At 73.9% G+C, this 19,734-nt stretch carries 17 protein-coding genes and 1 pseudogene; 9 read left to right on the top strand and 9 right to left on the bottom strand.

The window, feature by feature from the left end; all coding sequences use genetic code 11:
- Nucleotides 1–4: 4 nt before the first annotated feature.
- From AFB00_RS32405 to AFB00_RS25935, 5 genes and pseudogenes are all read right to left on the bottom strand, one after another.
- Nucleotides 5–902, bottom strand: a pseudogene (locus AFB00_RS32405) (IS5 family transposase).
- 46 nt (nucleotides 903–948) lie between these two features.
- A complete protein-coding gene (locus tag AFB00_RS25950) occupies nucleotides 949–1,674 on the bottom strand; it encodes a phosphotransferase (RefSeq protein WP_231974497.1) in 726 nt (241 codons plus the stop codon).
- A gap of 22 nt (nucleotides 1,675–1,696) precedes the next feature.
- Complete coding sequence (locus AFB00_RS25945; protein ID WP_231974079.1) at nucleotides 1,697–2,230, bottom strand: hypothetical protein; 534 nt, start codon at nucleotides 2,228–2,230, stop codon at nucleotides 1,697–1,699.
- A 94-nt stretch (nucleotides 2,231–2,324) separates the two neighbouring features.
- Nucleotides 2,325–3,833 (bottom strand): amidohydrolase, encoded by a 1,509-nt coding sequence (locus AFB00_RS25940; RefSeq protein WP_083275832.1) that lies wholly within the window; start codon nucleotides 3,831–3,833, stop codon nucleotides 2,325–2,327.
- Nucleotides 3,830–5,335 (bottom strand): phosphatase PAP2 family protein, encoded by a 1,506-nt coding sequence (locus AFB00_RS25935; protein ID WP_231974078.1) that lies wholly within the window; start codon nucleotides 5,333–5,335, stop codon nucleotides 3,830–3,832. The genes AFB00_RS25940 and AFB00_RS25935 overlap by 4 nt, the downstream gene beginning before the upstream one ends.
- A 114-nt stretch (nucleotides 5,336–5,449) precedes the next feature.
- Here AFB00_RS25935 and pafA point away from each other — a divergent pair, with 114 nt between their 5' ends.
- On the top strand, nucleotides 5,450–6,811 hold the full coding sequence (gene pafA, locus AFB00_RS25930) for a Pup--protein ligase (protein WP_068799359.1): 1,362 nt from the start codon (nucleotides 5,450–5,452) through the stop codon (nucleotides 6,809–6,811).
- A gap of 121 nt (nucleotides 6,812–6,932) precedes the next feature.
- Here the strand turns inward: pafA and glsA (AFB00_RS25925) are convergent, their stop codons facing one another.
- A complete protein-coding gene (gene glsA / locus AFB00_RS25925) occupies nucleotides 6,933–7,934 on the bottom strand; it encodes a glutaminase A (RefSeq protein WP_068799358.1) in 1,002 nt (333 codons plus the stop codon).
- Between the two features lie 55 nt (nucleotides 7,935–7,989).
- Nucleotides 7,990–9,039, bottom strand: a complete 1,050-nt coding sequence (gene glsA / locus AFB00_RS25920; protein ID WP_068799357.1) for a glutaminase A — start codon at nucleotides 9,037–9,039, stop codon at nucleotides 7,990–7,992.
- A gap of 107 nt (nucleotides 9,040–9,146) precedes the next feature.
- On the opposite strand from glsA (AFB00_RS25920), the gene AFB00_RS32400 reads away from it, so the two are divergent.
- Nucleotides 9,147–10,026 (top strand): IS5 family transposase gene (locus AFB00_RS32400; protein WP_442965882.1). Its coding sequence is split into 2 segments (ribosomal slippage): nucleotides 9,147–9,514 and nucleotides 9,513–10,026, totalling 882 coding nucleotides; the frame shifts between segments, so codons are not numbered across the junction.
- A gap of 15 nt (nucleotides 10,027–10,041) precedes the next feature.
- On the opposite strand, the gene AFB00_RS25910 is transcribed toward AFB00_RS32400, so the two are convergent.
- Nucleotides 10,042–10,284, bottom strand: a complete 243-nt coding sequence (locus AFB00_RS25910; RefSeq protein ID WP_068799356.1) for a hypothetical protein — start codon at nucleotides 10,282–10,284, stop codon at nucleotides 10,042–10,044.
- A 190-nt stretch (nucleotides 10,285–10,474) separates the two neighbouring features.
- Between AFB00_RS25910 and AFB00_RS25905 the strand changes: the two genes are divergently transcribed.
- The 5 genes from AFB00_RS25905 to pyrH all read left to right on the top strand — a co-directional run bounded on the left by AFB00_RS25905 (nucleotide 10,475) and on the right by pyrH (nucleotide 14,739).
- Nucleotides 10,475–11,467 carry a helix-turn-helix transcriptional regulator gene (locus AFB00_RS25905; protein WP_068800669.1) on the top strand — a complete coding sequence of 331 codons (993 nt, stop codon included), beginning with the start codon at nucleotides 10,475–10,477 and terminating at the stop codon, nucleotides 11,465–11,467.
- A complete protein-coding gene (locus tag AFB00_RS25900) occupies nucleotides 11,464–12,489 on the top strand; it encodes a helix-turn-helix transcriptional regulator (RefSeq protein ID WP_068799355.1) in 1,026 nt (341 codons plus the stop codon). Before AFB00_RS25905 ends, AFB00_RS25900 begins: the two co-directional genes overlap by 4 nt.
- A 93-nt stretch (nucleotides 12,490–12,582) precedes the next feature.
- Nucleotides 12,583–12,858, top strand: coding sequence for a Sec-independent protein translocase subunit TatA (tatA, locus tag AFB00_RS25895; RefSeq protein WP_068799354.1), 276 nt, complete (start codon nucleotides 12,583–12,585; stop codon nucleotides 12,856–12,858).
- Nucleotides 12,859–12,918: 60 nt separating this feature from the next.
- Entirely contained in the window at nucleotides 12,919–13,923 is a 1,005-nt protein-coding gene (gene tatC / locus AFB00_RS25890; RefSeq protein WP_197519661.1) for a twin-arginine translocase subunit TatC, read from the top strand.
- A gap of 75 nt (nucleotides 13,924–13,998) precedes the next feature.
- Nucleotides 13,999–14,739, top strand: a complete 741-nt coding sequence (gene pyrH, locus AFB00_RS25885; protein WP_068799353.1) for a UMP kinase — start codon at nucleotides 13,999–14,001, stop codon at nucleotides 14,737–14,739.
- A gap of 9 nt (nucleotides 14,740–14,748) precedes the next feature.
- Here pyrH and AFB00_RS25880 read toward each other — a convergent pair whose 3' ends face one another.
- Nucleotides 14,749–15,582: a siderophore-interacting protein gene (locus tag AFB00_RS25880; protein WP_083275830.1), complete on the bottom strand. Its 834-nt coding sequence runs from the start codon at nucleotides 15,580–15,582 to the stop codon at nucleotides 14,749–14,751.
- A 205-nt stretch (nucleotides 15,583–15,787) separates the two neighbouring features.
- Between AFB00_RS25880 and AFB00_RS25875 the strand changes: the two genes are divergently transcribed.
- Together AFB00_RS25875 and AFB00_RS25870 are read left to right on the top strand one after the other, a co-directional pair.
- A complete protein-coding gene (locus AFB00_RS25875; protein ID WP_068799352.1) occupies nucleotides 15,788–18,703 on the top strand; it encodes a DEAD/DEAH box helicase in 2,916 nt (971 codons plus the stop codon).
- 27 nt (nucleotides 18,704–18,730) lie between these two features.
- Entirely contained in the window at nucleotides 18,731–19,729 is a 999-nt protein-coding gene (locus tag AFB00_RS25870; protein WP_068799351.1) for a DUF4333 domain-containing protein, read from the top strand.
- Nucleotides 19,730–19,734: the final 5 nt, after the last annotated feature.

The raw sequence follows: 19,734 nt of genomic DNA, 5'->3' as shown, positions 1-19,734 counted from the left end.
ACCGCTAGGGTGTGTCTCCCAATGCGCGGAGCCAGGTGACGATCGCCTTCAGGACGGCGCCGCCGCGGAAGGTCAGGGCGAGCTTGTCGTAACGGGTGGCCAGCCCGCGCCACTGCTTGACGTGGCAGAACCCGCGCTCGACGACGTTGCGGTTTCGGTAGTCGACCGGATCGAATGCGGGCGGTCGGCCGCCGCGTGAGCCGCGTCGTTTGCGGTGTCCCTGCTGGTCAGAGGGCTCCGGAATGACAGCGATGATCCGGCGCTCGCGCAGGTGCCGGCGGATCGCGCGTGAGGAGTAGGCCTTGTCCGCGCGCACGCGTTCGGGCCGGGTCCGGGGTCGTCCCGGGCCCGGTCGGGCGATGCTCAGGCGCGCCATCAGGTGCGGAAACATTGGCGAGTCGCCGCCCTGGCCGGGGCCGAGGAGGACCACCAGCGGGCGGCCGTGCCCGTCAACGAGCTGGTGGATCTTCGTCGACAGCCCTCCGCGGGACCGTCCCAGCGCGTGATCTGCTGGTTCGGCGAGCAGATTCGTGTAGTTCGATCCGGCCCCCTGTGTCGCGCTTGAGGGTCGCGGCGTGCTGGTGGGCACGGATGATCGTGGAGTCCACGCTGACCGCCCACCCGAGCACCTCGGCGGCGTCGGCCTCGATCAGAAGAGCAGCCAGGATGTGGTCCCAGGTGCCGTCGCCGCTGTAGCGGCGGTGCCGCTTCCACAACGTCTGCCACGGCCCGAACTCGGCTGGGACGTCGCGCCAGGGAAGCCCGCACCGATACCGGTAGATGATCCCCTCGAGCACCCGGCGGTCATCGCGGAACGGGCGCCCGCGACGACCCTCGGAGGAGGGCAACAGCGGCGCCAGACGGGCCCACTGGGCATCAGTCAGGACAGCGGTACGCGGCACCGATCAAGCATCGCGCACCCCGCTCCGCCCATTTGGGAGACACGCCCTAGGTGACGAGCTCGTCCAGCGCGTGCAACCGCTCCGCGGCCATCCGGGTGTGCTCAGCGGGCTGCCGGAACGCGACGCACAGGTCGGAGACGAGGTGGGCGGCCTCCCGGACCTCGCACCCGGCGCGCACCGCGTCCGGCTGGACCGCCGCCGCCCCGGCGACGACGTCGAGCACCGTCCCGGCGTGCCGTCCGCTGAACCGGACGAGGAAGAACCAGTCGTCCACGGGTTCGCCGAGACGGGCCCACTCGAAGTCCAGCAGGGCGGTCACGGTCCGATCGTCGGCGAGCCAGTTGTCCCAGTGGCAGTCCGCGTGGACCGGGACGGCCGTTCCCGCGACGGGCGGCGCGTGCTCGGCGATCGACCTCAGGCCGTCGAGCGTCTGCCGGGGGACGATGCCGTCCCGGTCCAGCGTCGCGAGTCGATCGATCCCGGCGATCAGGTCCGCCCGTCCGGTGAACCCGCCGTGATCGAGAGGCTCACCCAGCAGCCGTCCGACGGCGTCCGCAGGCCTCCAGTCGTGCAGGCGACGGAGCCGATCGACCGCCGCCCGCGCCCACGCGCGGGCCTGTGCGGCGTCGGCACCGGGCAGGCCCATACCGGGAGCGGTCCCCGGTACCCGGGCGCAGCACGCGTAGCGGACCGCCCGCGCACCCAGCGGGTGCACCCCGCTGGCGAGCAACGGGGCGGTGAGCCCGGCGGGGAGGTGCGGCGCGAGCGCGATCTCCCGGTGCAGGCGAGGGTGCTCACCGGCGACCGGCGCCGTCGGGCCACACGGCCTCGACCGGGACGCCCCGCTCCCGTGCGACGGCCACGGTGTCCCCGGTCCCGCCGCGGCCGTCGGGCTCCGCCCCGTCCCACACCGCGACCAGCAGATCGACGCCGGACAGGACGGCGTCCCCGGCCGCGGCGTAGGCGTCCCGCCCGGCGTCGGGGAACGGCAAAGTCCGGACGGCGGCGGCCCGCCCGGCGAGCGCGTCGAACACCTGCCGGTTCTCCTGCTCCACCTTCTCCGACCGGTAGTTCTCCGACGGCAGCACCACCTCGATCGTGCCCCCGGTGTCGAGGACGGCCTGGGCGAACAGCTGGTCGGCGCCCCGGGCCAGGCAGGTCACGCCGACCACCGGTCCGGGCTGGGCGGCGAGCAGCGTCCGCAGGGCGTGCAGGACGAGCCCCTCGGATCCGGGAGTCAGCTTCGAGTGCCCGGTGACACCGATGCGCGGCACGGTCGGAGGTCCACCTTCCTCGATGATCGACTTCCTGGTGGCGTCGAGTGCCACCAGCGGCACGGTACGCAGCCAGGGATCCGATCATCGTGACCACCGGACGACCCTGTCCACGCGCCCGCGCCCGCGCCCGACCGGGGTGCCGCGCTCAGATCCCGTCGCGGTGGGTCCACCGGCCGCCGACCAGGGTCCCCGCGACCGGCATCGTCCGCAGGATCACCGGATCGCAGGTCGTCGGGTCGGCGTCGGTCAGCACCAGGTCGGCCCGTTCACCGGCGCCGATCCGCCCGGTGGACCCCGGGACGACACCCCAGGACGCGCCCAGCGCCACCGACCGGTCGATCTCCTGCTCCGGGTGCCAGCGTTCCCGGCCGTCGGCGGAGCGGTGCACCGCGGCGGCGAGCGCGACCCACGGGTCCAGCGGCGCGACCGGGGCGTCCGAGCCCAGTGCCAGCCGGGCCCCGGCGGCGTGCAGCGACGCGAACGCGAACGCCCGCCCGGTGCGGCCGGCCCAGAGCCGGTCGGCGACGTCGCGGTCGTCCAGCGCGTGCTCGGGCTGCACGCTGGCCACCAGGCCGAGCGCGGCGAAGCGGGGCACGTCGTCACCGGTGAGCAGCTGGGCGTGCTCGATCCGGCCGCGCGCCCCGGTGGCCGCGAACGCGTCCAGCACCAGGGTGTTCGCGTGGTCACCGATCGCGTGCAACGCCGCCTCCAGACCCGCACCGTGCGCCGTCGCCAGCAGCGGGCGCAGCTCGTCGGGGGCGACGAGCAGCAGCCCGCACGGGGAGTCGAGCGCCGCACCCGGCGGGGCCGGGTACGGGTCGTAGCAGTAGGCGGTGCGGGTGTTCAGCGAGCCGTCGGTGATCACCTTGAGCGGACCGGCGGTGAGCAGCCCCGCGCAGTCCTCGACCGGGTCACCGGCCCGCAGCCCGGTCGCCACCATGTCGTCGAGCCGGTCCGGCCACACCGACGCCTCGACCCGCAGCCCGGTGGCACCGGCGGCGATCCGGCGCCGCCAGTCCGGCAGCGACCACGGTGCCTCGAAGTCGACGACGCCGACCACGCCGCGGGCCGACGCCGCCCGTGCCGCGTCGGCGACGAACCCGTCCAGGGTCGCGTCCGGGACGTCCTGCAGCGCCACCGTGACCGCGAAGAACTCCGACTCCCGGATCCGGCCGGTCGGATGCCCGCGGTGCCCGAAGCGCTCCAGCGCCGGGCCGTTCAGCCAGCCCTGGTGCAGGTCCCCGGACACCAGGACGACCGGCACGTCGCCCGAGACCGGGTCGAGCAGCTCGCGGTGGGCCTCGTCCGGCCACAGCGAGTCGCGGAAGCCGAAGCCGACCAGCGTCTCCCCGGGGGCCGGTGGCGCCGTCGCCAGCCGGTCCGCGACCAGCCGGGCGCAGTCCGCGGCGGACCGGGTCCCGGCCAGGTCCAGCCGGCGCCGGGCGAGCGCCCACTGGGCCATGTGCACGTGGTGGTCCCACAGCCCGGGCAGCAGCGCCCGGCCGTCGCCCTGCACGATCTCGGCCCCGCCCGGGTCGAGGTCCCGGCCCACCGCGGCGATCCGGTCACCGGACACCAGCACGTCCACCGGCTCGCCGAGCGCCGTCCGGTCGCCACGCAGCGGCCGGACCGCGCGCAGCAGCATCGCGCTCATCCCTGGTACGGGCGGTCGCGACCGGTCCAGCGGTCCTCGTCGCGGCGGTAGACCGGGATCGGGCGCTCGGCCACCCGGAAGGTGTAGCGCCCCGCCTCCTCGACGACCTCGCCGTCGGTGGCGAGCATGCTCGGGGCGAGCAGTTCGACGTCGACCCGGGCGACCTCGCGCTGGTGGTAGACCCGGCTGTGACCGAGCGCGCCGAGGATGAGCGCGGCCACGACCCGCAGCCGGGAGAACCGCACGTCGGCCCGCAGCCAGCGGACGTCGAGCAGCCCGGAGTCGAGCGTCGGGCGCCAGGCCGGCACCGCGCCGCGCGGGTAGTAGGGGCCGTTGCCGACGAACAGGAACCAGACCTTGTACCACTTGTCGTCGATCTTCACCGAGATCCGCTCGGACCGGCGCAGCACGGTGACCAGCGCCGCGGCGAACGCCGGCCACTTGCCGTAGCGGGGCTGCCACTGCTCGCGCAGCCGCACCAGCTCCGGGTAGGACCCGATCGAGGCGGTGTTGATGAAGTAGCGGGTGCGGGTGACCGAGATGTCCTGCGGGTCGTCCAGCCGGCCCGGGTGCGCCTCGACCAGCGCGAGGTCCACGGCGACGGCCTCACCGGCCTGCGCCGCGTCCACCGCCTCCTGGGTGTCGTAGACGCCGACGTCGCGGGCGAAGTGGTTCAGCGTCCCGCCCGGGACGACGACGAGCGGCAGCCCGTGCCGGTCGGCCACCGACGCCGCGGTCGCGACCGTCCCGTCCCCACCGGCGACGCCGACCGCGCGGACCCAGCGGCCGTGCTGGGCGATCGCGTCCTCCAGCATGTCCTCGACCTTGATCCCGTCGCCGACGACGAGATGGTGCGCGGCCGGGAGCCGTTCGCGGACCTCGTCGGAGACGTCGTGGTCCGGGGGACCGGAGAACGGGTTGGACACGATGACCAGGCCGTCGCCCTGCGGCAGCACCGGCACCGTGTCCATCGGGCGGGCCCTGGCCTCGTCGCTCGGGCGGACCGGCCACCAGCGGCGGGTCACCTGGGCGACCCCGGCGCCGATCGCCGCACCGGCCAGCACGTCGGAGGTCCAGTGCACGCCGACGTGCACGCGCGACCATCCGACGATCGCGGCGAGCGGGACGACCACCGACGCCGCCTTCCGGTGCTCCAGCACGACCGCGGTCGCGAACGCCGCGGCCGACGCGGCGTGCCCGGACGGGAACGACGAGGACGACGGCGGGTCCGCGACCGTGCGGTAGGCCGGGAGCTCGGCCGCGGCCGGACGGCGCCGCGGCAGCAGCGGCTTCAGCAGCGCGTTGGCGGTGAAGCTGGTCAGCGCGATCGAGGCGACCCCCCGCAACGCGGCCTGCCGGCCCGCGCCCCGCCGGACGGCCAGGACCCCGGCGATGGCGAACCACAGCAGGCTGTGGTCGGCCGTTCGGGTGAGTCTGCGCAGCGTCCGGTCGACCCGGCTGGGTGGCCGGCTCGCGACGAACTCGGTGATGACCCTGTCCACCTGCGAGACGGTGGCGATCCCTCCGTCCACTCGTCGGGACCGTCGTGCGACGCGCTCGAACCATCCGCTCACAACCGTGACAGTAGAGGGGGTCCGGCGCCTACCCTGAACGGCATGCAGCGTCGGATCTTCGGGGTCGAGACGGAGTTCGGTGTCACGTGCACCTTCCACGGGCAGCGCAGGCTGTCCCCGGACGAGGTGGCGCGCTACCTGTTCCGGCGAGTGGTGTCCTGGGGCCGCTCCTCCAACGTCTTCCTCCGCAACGGTGCCCGTCTCTACCTCGACGTCGGATCCCACCCCGAGTACGCCACCGCCGAGTGCGACTCGCTGACCCAGCTCATCGCCCACGACAAGGCCGGCGAGCGCATCCTCGAGGACCTCCTGGTCGACGCGGAGCGCCGGCTGGTCGACGAGGGCATCGGCGGCGACATCTACCTGTTCAAGAACAACACCGACTCGGCGGGCAACTCCTACGGCTGCCACGAGAACTACCTGGTGGCCCGGCAGGGCGAGTTCTCCCGGATCGCCGACGTGCTGCTGCCGTTCCTGGTCACCCGCCAGCTGGTCTGCGGTGTGGGCAAGGTGCTGCAGACCCCGCGCGGCGCGGTGTACTGCCTGTCCCAGCGGGCCGAGCACATCTGGGAGGGCGTCTCGTCGGCGACCACCCGGTCCCGGCCGATCATCAACACCCGCGACGAGCCGCACGCCGACGCCGAGCGCTACCGGCGGCTGCACGTCATCGTCGGGGACTCGAACATGTCCGAGGTGACGACCCTGCTCAAGGTGGGCACGGCCACCCTGGTGCTGGAGATGATCGAGGCGGGCGTCCAGTTCCGGGACTTCACCCTGGACAACCCGATCCGCGCGATCCGCGAGATCAGCCACGACCTGACCGGGCGCAAGCCGGTGCGGATGGCCGGCGGCCGCGAGGCGAGCGCGCTGGACATCCAGCGCGAGTACCACGCCCGCGCGGTGGAGTACCTGCAGGCGAACGGGCACATCGACAAGACGATGGACCGGGTCGTCGAGCTCTGGGGGCGCACGCTGGACGCCGTCGAGTCCCAGGACCTGTCGCTGATCGACCGCGAGATCGACTGGGCGATCAAGCACCGGCTCGTCGAGCGGTACCGGGCCAAGCACGACCTGGAGCTGTCCAGCGCCCGGATCGCCCAGCTCGACCTCGCCTACCACGACGTCCGGCGCGGCCGCGGGCTGTTCGACATGTTGCAGCGCAAGGACCTCGTGGACCGGGTGACCGACGACGGCGAGATCGAGGCCGCCAAGGACACCCCGCCGCAGTCGACCCGGGCCAAGCTGCGGGGCGACTTCATCGCCGCGGCCCAGGCCGCGGGCCGGGACTTCACCGTGGACTGGGTGCACCTGAAGCTGAACGACCAGGCGCAGCGCACCGTCCTGTGCAAGGACCCGTTCCGGGCGGTCGACGAGCGCGTCGACCGGCTGATCGCCTCGCTCTGACCCGTTCGCGCGTCGCCGCACCCCTCCCGCCGTCGCACTCATGGAGCTTCGGCCCCGTCACACCGGGCCGAAGCTCCATGAGTGCAGCGGGGGCGGGCGAGGGGGAGGGGCCGGCGGCGGGTCAGGGGGTGTCGGGCTGGGCCACGCGGCCGAAGCGGGACTCGGCGGGGTCGGCGAACACGTGCAGGCCGAAGCGCTGCGACAGCTCCCGGCACACGGCGACGCCGCGGACCGAGTTGCCGTGCCGGTCCAGGCCCGGTGAGTAGACCCCCAGCCCGAACCACCGGGGGAGCACGCCCATGATCCCGCCGGACACCCCGCTCTTGGCCGGGATCCCGACGTCGTGCGCCCACTCCCCGGCGGCGTCGTACATCCCGCACATGCTCATCACGCTCACCACCGTGCGGATGTGCTCGCGCCGTACCGCCTGCTCCCCGGTGACCGGGTTCCGGCCACCGTTGGCGAGGGTCGCCGCCATCAGCGACAGCTCCGGCGCGGTCACCGCGATCGAGCAGGCGGCCAGGTACACGTAGAGGTTGTCGTCGATGTCGCCGTCCAGCATCCCGAGGCTGCGCATCAGGTAGCTCAGCCCGAGGTTGCGGTCGTTGGAGACCAGCTGCTCGTCGAGGATCCGAGGGTCGACGACGAGATCCGGGTTGCCGGTGTAGGCGCGGTTGCGCTCCAGCAGCCGCTCGACCTTCTCCTCCTTGGTCGCGCCGTGCACCAGGTTCGCCGCGACCAGCGCGCCGGCGTTGATCATCGGGTTGAACGGCCGGTTGTTCACCTGGTCGAAGGTGATCGAGTTGAACGGGTCGCCGGACGGCTCCACACCGATCCGGCGCAGGGTCTCCTCCAGCCCGTTGTCCTCCAGCGCCAGCCCGTAGGTGAACACCTTGGACACCGAGTGCAGCGGGAACCGCACCTCGCAGTCGCCCACCTGCCACCGGGTGCCGTCGATGTTGGTCCCGGCCAGCCCGAACTCGTCGGCCCGGGCCTCCATCTCCGGCGGGTAGTAGCTGACGACCTCCTCGCCGGGCAGCAGGCTCCCGTCACCCGTCGTGCACGTGCTGCGCAGGTGCTCCAGCTGCTCCTGGACCAGTTCCCGTTCGGCCTCGGCGACCATTCCCGTCCCCTCCCGTCGACGACGTGCAGGGGCGAACCTACGGCGCGGGCGGGCGTCAGAGCCCGTCGGGCAGCCAGCCGTCGCCCGAGGGGTACATCTCGGTGGCGTCGTCGCGCCGGGCCGGGCGGACGATCCGGCCGAGCCGGGACTCCGACGGGTCGGCGAACACGTGCAGGCCGAACCGGTCCGACAGGGCCCGGCACACCGCGACCCCGCGGGCGGAGTTGCCGTGCCGGTCCAGGCCGGGGGAGTAGACGCCGACGCCGATCGCGTCCGGGATGGAGGCCAGGATCGCGCCGGACACGCTCGACTTCGCCGGGATCCCGACCTCGTAGGCCCACTGCCCGGCGGCGTCGTACATCCCGCACATGCTCATCACGCTGAGCACGTCGCGGGTGTAGGTCCGCGGCAGCGCCGGGACACCGGTGAACGGGTTCGCCCCGCCCCTGGCGACCGTCGCGGCCATCGTCGACAGCTCGAGCGCGGTGACCGTCACCGAGCAGGCGGCCAGGTAGACGTAGAGGTTGTCCTCGATGTTGCCGTGCAGCATCCCGAGGCTGCGCATCAGGTAGGACAGCGACACGTTGCGGTCGTTCGACACGAGCTGGTCGGCCAGCACGTCCTCGTCGACGGCGAGATCGGGGTTGCCCGCGTAGATCCGCAGCCGGGTGAGCAGCCGCTCGACCTTCTCCTCCTTGGTCGCGCCGTGCACCAGGTTCGCCGCGACCAGCGCGCCGGCGTTGATCATCGGGTTGAACGGCCGGTTGTTCACCTCGTCGAACGAGATCGAGTTGAACGGATCGCCGGACGGCTCCACCCCGACCCTCGCCACGACGTCGTCGCGGCCGTTGTCCTCCAGCGCGAGCCCGTAGGTGAACACCTTCGAGATCGAGTGCAGCGGGAAGCGCACCTCCGCGTCACCGACCTGCCACTGGGTGCCGTCGACGTCGGTGGCCGCGAGCCCGAACAGCCGCGCCTGTGCGGCCATGGACGGCGGGTAGTACGCCACCACCCGCCCGTCCGGGATCGCGCCGGGGGCACCGAGGGTCCGGTGCAGCTCCTCCAGCTGTTGCTGGACGATCTCCCGCTCGGTCTGCTGTTCCATCCCCCCGCCCTCCGCCACGGCCATCCGGCGCAGCGGAAACTAGGGCGTGTCTCCCAGATAGGCGGAGCGGGGTGCGCGATGCTTGATCGGTGCCGCGTACCGCTGTCCTGACTGATGTCCAGTGGGCCCGTCTGGCGCCGCTGTTGCCCTCCTCCGAGGGTCGTCGCGGGCGCCCGTTCCGCGATGACCGCCGGGTGCTCGAGGGGATCATCTACCGGTATCGGTGCGGGCTTCCCTGGCGCGACGTCCCAGCCGAGTTCGGGCCGTGGCAGACGTTGTGGAAGCGGCACCGCCGCTACAGCGGCGACGGCACCTGGGACCACATCCTGGCTGCTCTTCTGGTCGAGGCCGACGCCGCCGAGGTGCTCGGGTGGGCGGTCAGCGTGGACTCCACGATCATCCGTGCCCACCAGCACGCCGCGACCCTCAAGCGCGACACAGGGGGCCGGATCGAACTACACGAATCTGCTCGCCGAACCAGCAGATCACGCGCTGGGACGGTCCCGCGGAGGGCTGTCGACGAAGATCCACCAGCTCGTTGACGGGCACGGCCGCCCGCTGGTGGTCCTCCTCGGCCCCGGCCAGGGCGGCGACTCGCCAATGTTTCCGCACCTGATGGCGCGCCTGAGCATCGCCCGACCGGGCCCGGGACGACCCCGGACCCGGCCTGAACGCGTGCGCGCGGACAAGGCCTACTCCTCACGCGCGATCCGCCGGCACCTGCGCGAGCGCCGGATCATCGCTGTCATTCCGGAGCCCTCTGACCAGCAGGGACACCGCAAACGACGCGGCTCACGCGGTGGCCGACCGCCCGCATTCGATCCGGTCGACTACCGAAACCGCAACGTCGTCGAGCGCGGGTTCTGCCACGTCAAGCAGTGGCGCGGGCTGGCCACCCGTTACGACAAGCTCGCCCTGACCTTCCGCGGCGGCGCCGTCCTGAAGGCGATCGTCACCTGGCTCCGCGCATTGGGAGACACACCCTAGTTCATGGCGAGACGGTCACTCGATCCCGGGCATCATCCGGCGGCGCAGCTCGGCCAGTTCCTCCTGCACCTCCGGATCGGCCGGGCCGGCCTTCTCCGGGGCCGGGGCGATCCCCAGCGTGCGCAGCAGCTCGGTCGCCGCCACGGCCGGATCGCCGGTCTCGCCGAGCACCGGGTGCAGGCCGGCTTCGGCCAGCTGGTGGAACACCAGGTTGACGACGGTCCACGGGTTGAAGGTCTCCTGCTGCCCGACGGTCATGGCGCACCTCCGCACACGCGGGCGCGGCCGCGGTACCGCGCCGGATGCGTCCGAGCCTTTCCCCGGCGGGCCCGGACGTCAACGGTGCGGTCCGGGGATGTCGCAGGATGAGACGCCCCGGCGCGGCGCGCGGTGCCCGACGGTGCGGGTCGCCCGTCCGGTGCGGGAGTGCCTGGATACGATGCCCGGCGTGTCCTCAGCCCGCGCCGAGCGACTGGTCAACCTGGTCCTCTGCCTGATGTCGACGCGGCAGTACCTGCCCGCCGACCGGATCAGGGCGACCGTGCCCGGGTACGCCGAGGCGGCCACCGACGAGGCGTTCTTCCGGATGTTCGAGCGCGACAAGTCCGAGCTGCGCGAGCTGGGCGTCCCGCTGGAGACCGGCTTCACCTCGGCCTTCGACACCGTCGAGGGCTACCGGATCGCCCGCGCGGACTACGAGCTGCCCGCCGTCGAGCTGGCGCCGGACGAGGCGACCGCGGTCGCGCTCGCCGGCAACCTGTGGAACTCCCCGGACCTGGCCGGGGCCGCGCACGGCGCCCTGGTGAAGCTGCGCGCCGCCGGGGTGGAGGTGGCCGAGACCCCGGCCGCCACGGTCCGGCCCGGCCCGCACGCCGGGGAACCGGCACTGGCGCCGTTGCTGGCCGCCACCCGGGCCGGCCGGGCGGTCACGTTCGACCACCGGCGCGGCGGACCGGCCGACCCCTCGTCGGCCCGCACCGTCGAGCCCTGGGGCGTGGTGTCCTACCGGGGCCGCTGGTACCTGGTCGGGCACGACCGCGACCGCGACGACGTCCGCTGCTTCCGGCTGTCCCGGATCACCGGCGCGGTCCGCGCGACCGGCCCGGAGGGCGCCGTCCGGATCCCCGACGGCGTCGACCTGCGCGGCGTGGTCCGGGACTCGGCGGGCCCGCGCCCGGTGTCCGGCACGGCGCGGGTGTGGGTCGCGCAGGGCCGTGCGGCCGGCCTGCGCCGGACCGGCCGGGAACGCGCCCCCCACTCCCACGACGGGCACCCGGGGACGCTGGTCGAGATCGACGTCCGGGATCCCTCGATCGTCGCCCGGTGGCTGGCCGGGCACGGGCCGGACGTGGCCGTGCTGGACCCGCCCGAGCTGGCGGACGCGGTCCGCGCACTCTGGGCGGGCGCCGCGGAGCTCGCCACCGACCGGACCGCGCCGTGAGCCGCCAGGGCGTCGCCCAGCGCCTGCCCCGGCTGCTGTCGCTGGTGCCGTACCTGCGGGCGCACCCCGGCGTCCAGGTGGCCGTGGCGGCGGCGGACTTCGGCGTCGAGGAGAAGCAGCTCCGCAAGGACCTGGAGCTGCTGTGGATGTGCGGGCTGCCCGGTTACGGCCCGGGCGACCTGGTCGACCTCTCGTTCGCCGGGGACACCGTCGACGTCGTGTTCGACGCCGGTCTCACCCGGCCGCTGCGGCTCACGACGAGCGAGGCGACGGCGTTGCTGGTCGCGCTGCGGATGCTGCACCAGACGCCGGGCGTCGTCGACTCGGCCGCGGTCGCCAGGGCCATCGGCAAGATCGAGACCGCGGTGGGTGTCGCCGGCGAGACGGCGGGCCCGGCAGCGCTGGACGGCGTCGTCACGGTGGAGCCGGGATCCGCGGAGCGGGCCACCACGGCCGTCGTCCGCCGTGCCCTGGACCGGGGACGCGCCCTGCGGATCGTCTACTTCACCGCGGGCCGGGACGCCGTCTCCCGCCGCGACGTGGACCCGATGCGGCTCGTCGTGGCGGAGGGCCGCGGGTACCTGGAGGCGTGGTGCCGGCGCGCGGAGGGCGTGCGGATGTTCCGGCTGGACCGGGTGGAGCAGGCCGAGGAGCTCGACGAGCCCGCCCTGCCACACCCGGACGCCCGCCCGACCGACGTCTCGCAGGGGCTGTTCGGGCCGCGGGAGGGCCAGCGGCACGCCGTGCTGGAGCTGGAGCCCGGGGCGCACTGGGTCGCCGAGTACTACCCGGTCGACGACGTCGCCGTCCCGGACACCCGGGACGACCCGGCGCCGGGGCGGATCCGGGTCCTCCTGCGCTTCGCCGACCCGGACTGGCTGGTCCGGCTCGTGCTCGGTCTGGGCGGTGCCGCGCGGATCCTCGAACCGGCCGATCTCGCCGGTGCCGTCCGGGCCAGGGCCCGGGAGGCGCTGGACCGGTCGGCGCGGGGCGGCGGTGGCGGACCGGTGAACGGCGGATGACGACGAACCGGGTGCCCGACCGGGCGCGCGGAGTTCCCCGGAGGGCGTGCGTAGACTCGGTCACGTCCGCTGAGAGCGACGGAGGAGGCCCCCATGCCCGGTGGCTACGAGTGGCTGATCATCATTGCGGTGGTCCTGCTGCTGTTCGGTGCGAAGAAGCTTCCCGAGATGGCCCGGTCCATCGGCCAGTCCGCCCGGGTGTTCAAGGGTGAGATGAAGGGCCTGAAGGACGACGAGTCCCGCTCGGCGAAGGACCCGGCTCCGGAGGCGCAGGCCCCGCAGGAGCTGCCGTCCGCGACGCCGGCCCCGCAGGCCCAGGCCGAGCGCACGCCGTCGCAGCAGCCGCAGGACCGCGGCACCCTCAACTGAGGTAGCAGGCACGTGAAGTCACCGTTCCGTCGGAGGCGCAGGCCCAACCCCGACGGGACCATGACCCTGATCGAGCACCTCTACGAGTTCCGCAACCGGCTCGGCATCGCCCTGGCCGCGATCGCGATCACGACGGTGTTCGGCTACATCTGGTTCGAGGTCCCGTTCTTCGGGCTCCCGAGCCTGGGTGAGCTCCTGAAGGAGCCGTACTGCTCGCTCCCGAGATCGTCCCGGGCACAGTTCAGTGCGGATCCGACCGCCTGCACCCTGCTCGGCACCACGCCGTTCGACCAGTTCATGCTGCGGCTCAAGGTCGGTGCCACCGCCGGTGTCCTGCTGGCCTGCCCGATCTGGCTCTACCAGCTCTGGGGCTTCATCACGCCGGGCCTGCACAAAACGGAGCGCCGCTACGCGCTGAGCTTCGTCTCGGTCGCGGCCGTGCTGTTCGTCGCCGGGGCGGTGCTCGCCTACCTGATCATCCCGCAGGCCCTCGGCTTCCTGCTGACGATCGGTGACGAGATCCAGACGACGGCGCTGACCGGCGCGTCGTACTTCTCGCTGGTCGTCAACCTGATCGTCATCTTCGGCGTCAGCTTCCTGATCCCGCTGCTGGTCGTCGCGCTCAACGCGGCCGGGGTGCTCACCTACGAGGTGCTGCGCAAGTCCCGCCGCGGGCTGATCTTCGGACTGTTCGTGTTCGCGGCGATCGCGACGCCCGGCCAGGACCCGATCTCGATGCTGGCCCTCGCCGCGGCGCTGACCCTGCTGTTCGAGGCCGCCATCCAGATCTGCCGGTTCAACGACCGCCGCCGGGCACGCAAGCGTGCGGCCGAGGGCTGGGACAGCTGGGACCCGGACAGCCCCTCGCCGATCGACACCACGCCGTCGACGATCGACGGGCCGTCCGAGGTCCCCCTGCCGGTCTCGGTGGCCACGGAGCCGTCCCGCCCCGCGGCGACCGCCACGGCCCCGGCCCCGGCCGCCCCGGCTCCGGCGTCGACCGAGGTCACGCCCGCCCGCCCGGCCGACTCCGGCCCCGCCGTCCGCTGGGACGACATCACCTGACCCTCCCGACCTGCGCCGGGCCCGGAGGCGACCCGCGGCGAGGGCGGCGCCGGGCACGCCCGTACCCTCTCTCGCGTGAAGTACAACCGGGTGGTCATCAAGCTCAGCGGCCAGGCGATGGCCGGTGACGACGGCTTCGGCTTCGACACGACGGCGCTGACCCATCTCGCGGAACAGATCCGGCAGGTCCGGGCGCTGGGCGTGCAGATCGCCGTGGTCGTCGGGGGCGGGAACGTCTTCCGCGGGAACCGCTCGGACTCCTGGGGCATCGACCGCGTCGAGGCCGACAACATCGGCATGCTCGGCACCGTGATCAACAGCCTGCTGTTGCGCGGCAAGCTCGCCGCCGGCGGCGAGGAGAACGTCCGGGTGATGACGGCGCTCCCGATCAACGCGGTGGCCGAGCCGTTCCTGCGGCTGCGGGCCAAGCGCCACCTCGACAAGGACGCCATCCTCATCTTCTCCGGCGGCAACGGCCAGCCGTTCATCACCACCGACTACCCGAGCGTCCAGCGGGCGCTGGAGATCGGTGCCGACGCCCTGCTCGTCGCCAAGCACGGCGTCGACGGCGTCTACGACACCGACCCCCGCAAGGACTCCTCGGCCCGCCGCTACGAGCGCCTCCCGTACGACGAGGTCCTGTCCCGCCGGCTGGCGGTGATGGACCAGACGGCGTTCATCCTGGCCCGCGACCACGGGCTGCCGCTGCACGTGTTCGACATCGAGAAGGACGGCCTGATGGCCGACATCTGCCGGGGCGAGCACCACGGCACGGAGATCAACGCCGAGATCACCGAGGCCGAGTACGCGAGCTGAGCGGCCGGGTCACAGCAGGCCCACCCGTTCCAGGCGCTCCTCGAACAGGTCCCTGGTCTCCTCCTCGTCGCTGCCGAGCCGCTCGGCCTCGGCGTAGAGCGCGACGGTGTCGACGCCGGACTCCGCCTGGCGGCGGCGCCACGCCTCGGCGTCGACCCGCCAGTAGCCGATCACCCCGTAGCTCCCCGTGGACAGGCCCAGCCCGTGCCGCAGGTGCTTGCGGGTGAGCCGGGTCGCCGACACCTCACCGGCCACGTAGACGTAGCCGGGTCCCTCGGGCAGCGTCGTCGCGGCCAGCACCTCGTGCAGCGTGCTGCCCGCGCCGAGTTCGGGATTGTCGATCCACCGCGTCGGGACGCCCAGCTCCCGGCGGTCCTGCGGGTGCGGGATCTCCACGACCGCCGTCGTGGGGACCCGCCCGGCCGACTCCTCGGCGATCCGGGCGATGGCGGGCAGGGCCGTCACGTCACCGGCCAGCAGCTGCCAGGCGGCCTCCTCGGGCCGGCGGAACCAGCTGTTGTGGTGGGTCAGCCGCAGCCGGTCACCGACCCGGGCGGCGCGTGCCCACTCGCCGCCGATGCCACCGGGGTGCAGCACGATCTCGACGTCCATCTCCGCGGCCACCGGATCGAACCGGCGGACGGTGTACCAGCGGCCCGCGTCCGGCACCGGCTCACCGCCGGATCCCGGCTCCGGGAAGTTGAACACGCAGCCCTCGTCGGGCACCCCGTGCGGCTCGAAACCGGCCAGTTCCGGGCCCGCGACGGTGACGCGGACCAGGCTCGGCGACACGCGGGTGACCGCCGTGACCTCGGCGAGGCGGTGGGTGATCTCCTTGGTCATCGGATGACCCTTCCGTTTCCGGGTGGTGGGCCGGGGCGCGGTGGCGGAGCCGCCGGTTCGGGGATCGGCGGGATCGGGACCAGTCTCTCCCGCCCCGGGGCGCGCGTCGAGCGTCCGTGCACCCGGCGGAGACGCGTCACACACGTCGGCGGGGCGGGGGGTCGGTGCGGTGTGACAGCCTGGAGCAGTGAGTACCCGGTCCGGCGTGAGCGATCAGGCCCCCGATCCGGCCGCCGCCTACGCGGCGGCGAAGGCCCGCGCCGCGCATCCCCGGCTGGCCGAGTTCGCCGGCCTGCTGCCGTTCGAGCTCGACGGCTTCCAGCGCGAGGCGTGCGAGGCGCTGGAGGAGGGGTACGCGGTCCTGCTGTGCGCGCCGACCGGCGCCGGGAAGACCGTGGCCGGGGAGTTCGCCGTGCACCTGGCGCTCGCCGAGGGCCGCAAGTGCTTCTACACCACGCCGATCAAGGCGCTGTCCAACCAGAAGTACGCCGATCTCGTCGCCCGCTACGGCCCGGACGCGGTGGGCCTGCTCACCGGCGACACCGCGGTGAACGGGGACGCGCAGGTGGTCGTCATGACCACCGAGGTGCTGCGGAACATGATCTACGCGGACTCGGACAAGGCCGCGAACCGGCGCCTGGACCTGCTCGGCTACGTTGTGATGGACGAGATCCACTACCTGGCCGACCGGTTCCGCGGCGCGGTCTGGGAGGAGGTCATCCTCCAGCTTCCCGACCACGTCACCGTGGTGGGGTTGTCCGCGACGGTGAGCAACGCCGAGGAGTTCGGGGACTGGCTCGTCGAGGTCCGCGGGGACACCCGGGTCGTCGTCGACGAGCACCGGCCGGTCCCGCTCTGGCAGCACATGATCGTCGGCAACCGGCTGTTCGACCTGTTCGGTGAGCTGCGCACACCGGGCGGCGGCGCGTCGACCGAGCTCGTGGTGGATCCGGAGCTGGTCCGCCACACCCGCGAGATGCAACGCCGGGACGCGGTGGGCGCCCGCTCCGCCGACCGGGCCGGGGACCGGGGGCCCCGCGGCCGGGGCCGGGGCAGGCCCCGCTCCGGCGGCCGCGCCGGGGGACCGGACCCGACGGCCGTCGTCGGGCGCGGGCCGCGGCCCGGCGGTCCCGGGCGCAGCGGCTTCCGGCCGCCGTCGCGGGTGCAGGTGATCGACCGGCTCGACCGCGAGGGCCTGCTGCCCGCGATCACCTTCGTCTTCTCCCGGGCCGGGTGCGACGCGGCCGTCGGGCAGTGCGTGCGGGCCGGCATCCGGCTCACCGGTCCCGACGACGTCGCGGAGATCCGCCGGATCGTCGCGAAGCACACCGGGGACCTCCCGCAGGCCGATCTCGGCGTGCTGGGGTACTGGGAGTGGCGCGAGGCCCTGGAGCGCGGCGTCGCCGCCCACCACGCCGGGATGCTGCCCGCCTTCAAGGAGACCGTCGAGGAGCTGTTCGTCGCCGGGCTCGTGCGGTGCGTGTTCGCCACCGAGACCCTGGCCCTGGGCATCAACATGCCGGCCCGGACGGTCGTGCTGGAACGGCTGGTGAAGTACAACGGCGAGGCGCACGTCGACCTCACGCCGGGGGAGTACACGCAGCTCACCGGGCGGGCCGGGCGGCGCGGGATCGACGTGGAGGGGCACGCCGTCGTGCTCTGGACGCCGGGCATGGACCCGGCACAGGTCGCCGGGCTCGCCTCCACCCGGACCTACCCGCTGCGCAGCTCCTTCCGGCCGGTCTACAACATGTCGGTCAACCTCGTCGGGCGGCTCGGCACCGACGCCGCCCGGGACCTGCTGGAGCGCTCGTTCGGCCAGTTCCAGGCCGACCGCTCGGTGGTCGGCCTGGCCCGGCGCATCGACCGCAACGCCGAGGCGCTGGCGGGCTATCGCGAGTCGATGGCCTGCCACCTCGGTGACTTCACCGAGTACGCCGACCTGCGCCGCAGGCTCTCCGAGCGGGAGAAGTCGCTGCGCCGGCAGAACACCGCGGAGTCCAGGGACTCCGCCGCCGAGTCGTTGCGCGAGTTGCGGGCCGGCGACGTCATCGCCGTCCCGTCGGGCCGGCGCGCCGGGATCGCCGTCGTGCTCGACCCCGGGATCGGTGCGGTCTCGGCCCAGGGCCGCGACGCCGACCCGCGCCCGCTGGTGTGCACGGAGGACCGCTGGGCCGGCCGGCTCTCGGCGGCGGACTTCGTCGACGCGGTCGAGGTGCTCGGCCGGATCAAGCTGCCCCGCCACGTCGAGCACCGCTCACCCCAGGTCCGCCGGGACCTGGCGTCGTCGCTGCGTAACTCCCGGCTCGGCGAGGGCCGGGCACCGCACCAGCGGCGCCGGCACGGCGTGCAGGACGATCCGGAGCTGGCCACCCTGCGCCGCGCGCTGCGGTCGCACCCCTGCCACGGCTGCGACGACCGCGAGGCGCACGCCCGGTGGGGCGAGCGGCACGCCCGGTTGGAACGCGAGACCGAGACGTTGCGCCAGAAGGTGCGCGCGACCACGAACTCGCTCGCCCGGGCGTTCGACCGGATCCGGGCCCTGCTGACCGAGCGTGGCTACCTGGTGCCCGCCGGCGAGGTCGCCCGCGGTGGCGACGAGGTGACCGCGCACGGCCGGGTGCTGGCCCGGTTGTGGGGCGAGTCGGACCTGCTGGCCGCGGAGTGCCTGCGCGCCGGGTCCTGGGAGGGGCTGGAACCCGACGAGCTGGCGGCGGTCGTCTCGGCACTGGTGTACGAGTCCCGCCGGGACGACGCGCCGATGCCGCGGCTGCCGCAGGGGCCGGTCGCCGACGCGCTGGAACGCACCGTCCGGATCTGGGAGGAACTGGACGCCGACCAGCGCCGGCACAAGGCCGAGCGCACCCGGGCCCCGGACCTCGCCTTCGCGTGGCCGATGCACCGCTGGGCGCGCGGGGAGTCGCTCGCCGAGGTGCTGGCGGCCGCTGAGCGCAACGGGCACGAACTCTCCGCGGGGGACTTCGTACGCTGGGCCCGGCAGGTGCTCGACCTGCTCGACCAGATCGCCGGCGTGGCCGGCCGGTCGAGCGGCGTCGGGCGGGCCGCGCACCGGGCATCCGGTGCCGTGCGCCGCGGCGTGGTCGCGGCGGGGATGGAATGACGTGAGCACGATGGCGAGAGGTCGGCGATGAGCAACCCGCAGGGTCCCGGTCGGTACCCGGACGACGACGCGGATGCCACCGAGCGGACGGGGGAACTGCCCGCATGGGGTACTCCGCCGCCCGGCGGGTGGGGCGCGGCCGACAGCCGGGACGGACTGGAGCACACCGGAGCGTGGGCCCCGGAGCGCGACGCGCGGGACGGCTGGGCCGACCGCAGCGGGCCCGACGCCGGGTGGGACCCGGCCGGTCCCCGCGACACCGGGGCGGCCACCACCGGCGGCTGGGCGGCGCAGGAGACCCGGCGTCCGGACGACACCGGCGCCTGGCGGCCGGAGGACACCGGCGGATGGCGCCGGGAGGACACCGGGGCGTGGGGCCCGCAGGACACCGGCGGGTGGGGTGCACAGGGCGGTGACCGGACCGCACCCCGCGACGGCGGCCGCCGCGGCGACGACGACGCGACCCGGGCCGCTCCGCTCTGGGGTGACGACGCCCCGCAGGACCAGGGCGACACCTGGGCGGTGCCGACCGGACGCCGGGCCGCCCGCCGGCGGGCCCGGGAGGAACAGACCGACGCGGTCCCCGCCGGTGCCGGGGACTGGGGCGCCCCGGCGCCCGCCGCCACCCACGGCCGCGGCGACGGCGGCGGCTGGGGAGCGGTCGAGGAGGGTGACGAGCCCTGGGCGCCCCGGCAGGCCGTGCGCCGCCCGCCGAGCGCGGGCAAGAAGTGGGGCGTGATCGGCGGGGTCGTCGCGCTGCTCGTCGCGCTCGGGCTGGTCGCGGCGCTGGTGTGGCCGGGCTGGCTGCTCCCCAGCTACTTCGACCAGACGGCGCTGCAGACCGGCGTCGGGCAGGTGCTGTCCGAGGACTACGGTCTCGAGGTCGGCGCCGTCCAGTGCCCGGACGACGTGGTCGTGTCCACCGGGACGACGTTCTCCTGCCAGGCCGTGGTGGACGGCGAGCAGGTGGAGGTACCCGGCGTGGTGACCTCCGACGACGGCGACTACCAGGTCAACCGGGTCTGACCGGT

The sequence above is a fragment of the Pseudonocardia sp. HH130630-07 genome (assembly GCF_001698125.1).
GTDB lineage: Bacteria > Actinomycetota > Actinomycetes > Mycobacteriales > Pseudonocardiaceae > Pseudonocardia.
The sequence above is the reverse complement of the archived record's forward strand: the minus strand, read 5'-3'. Positions and strand labels throughout refer to the sequence as shown.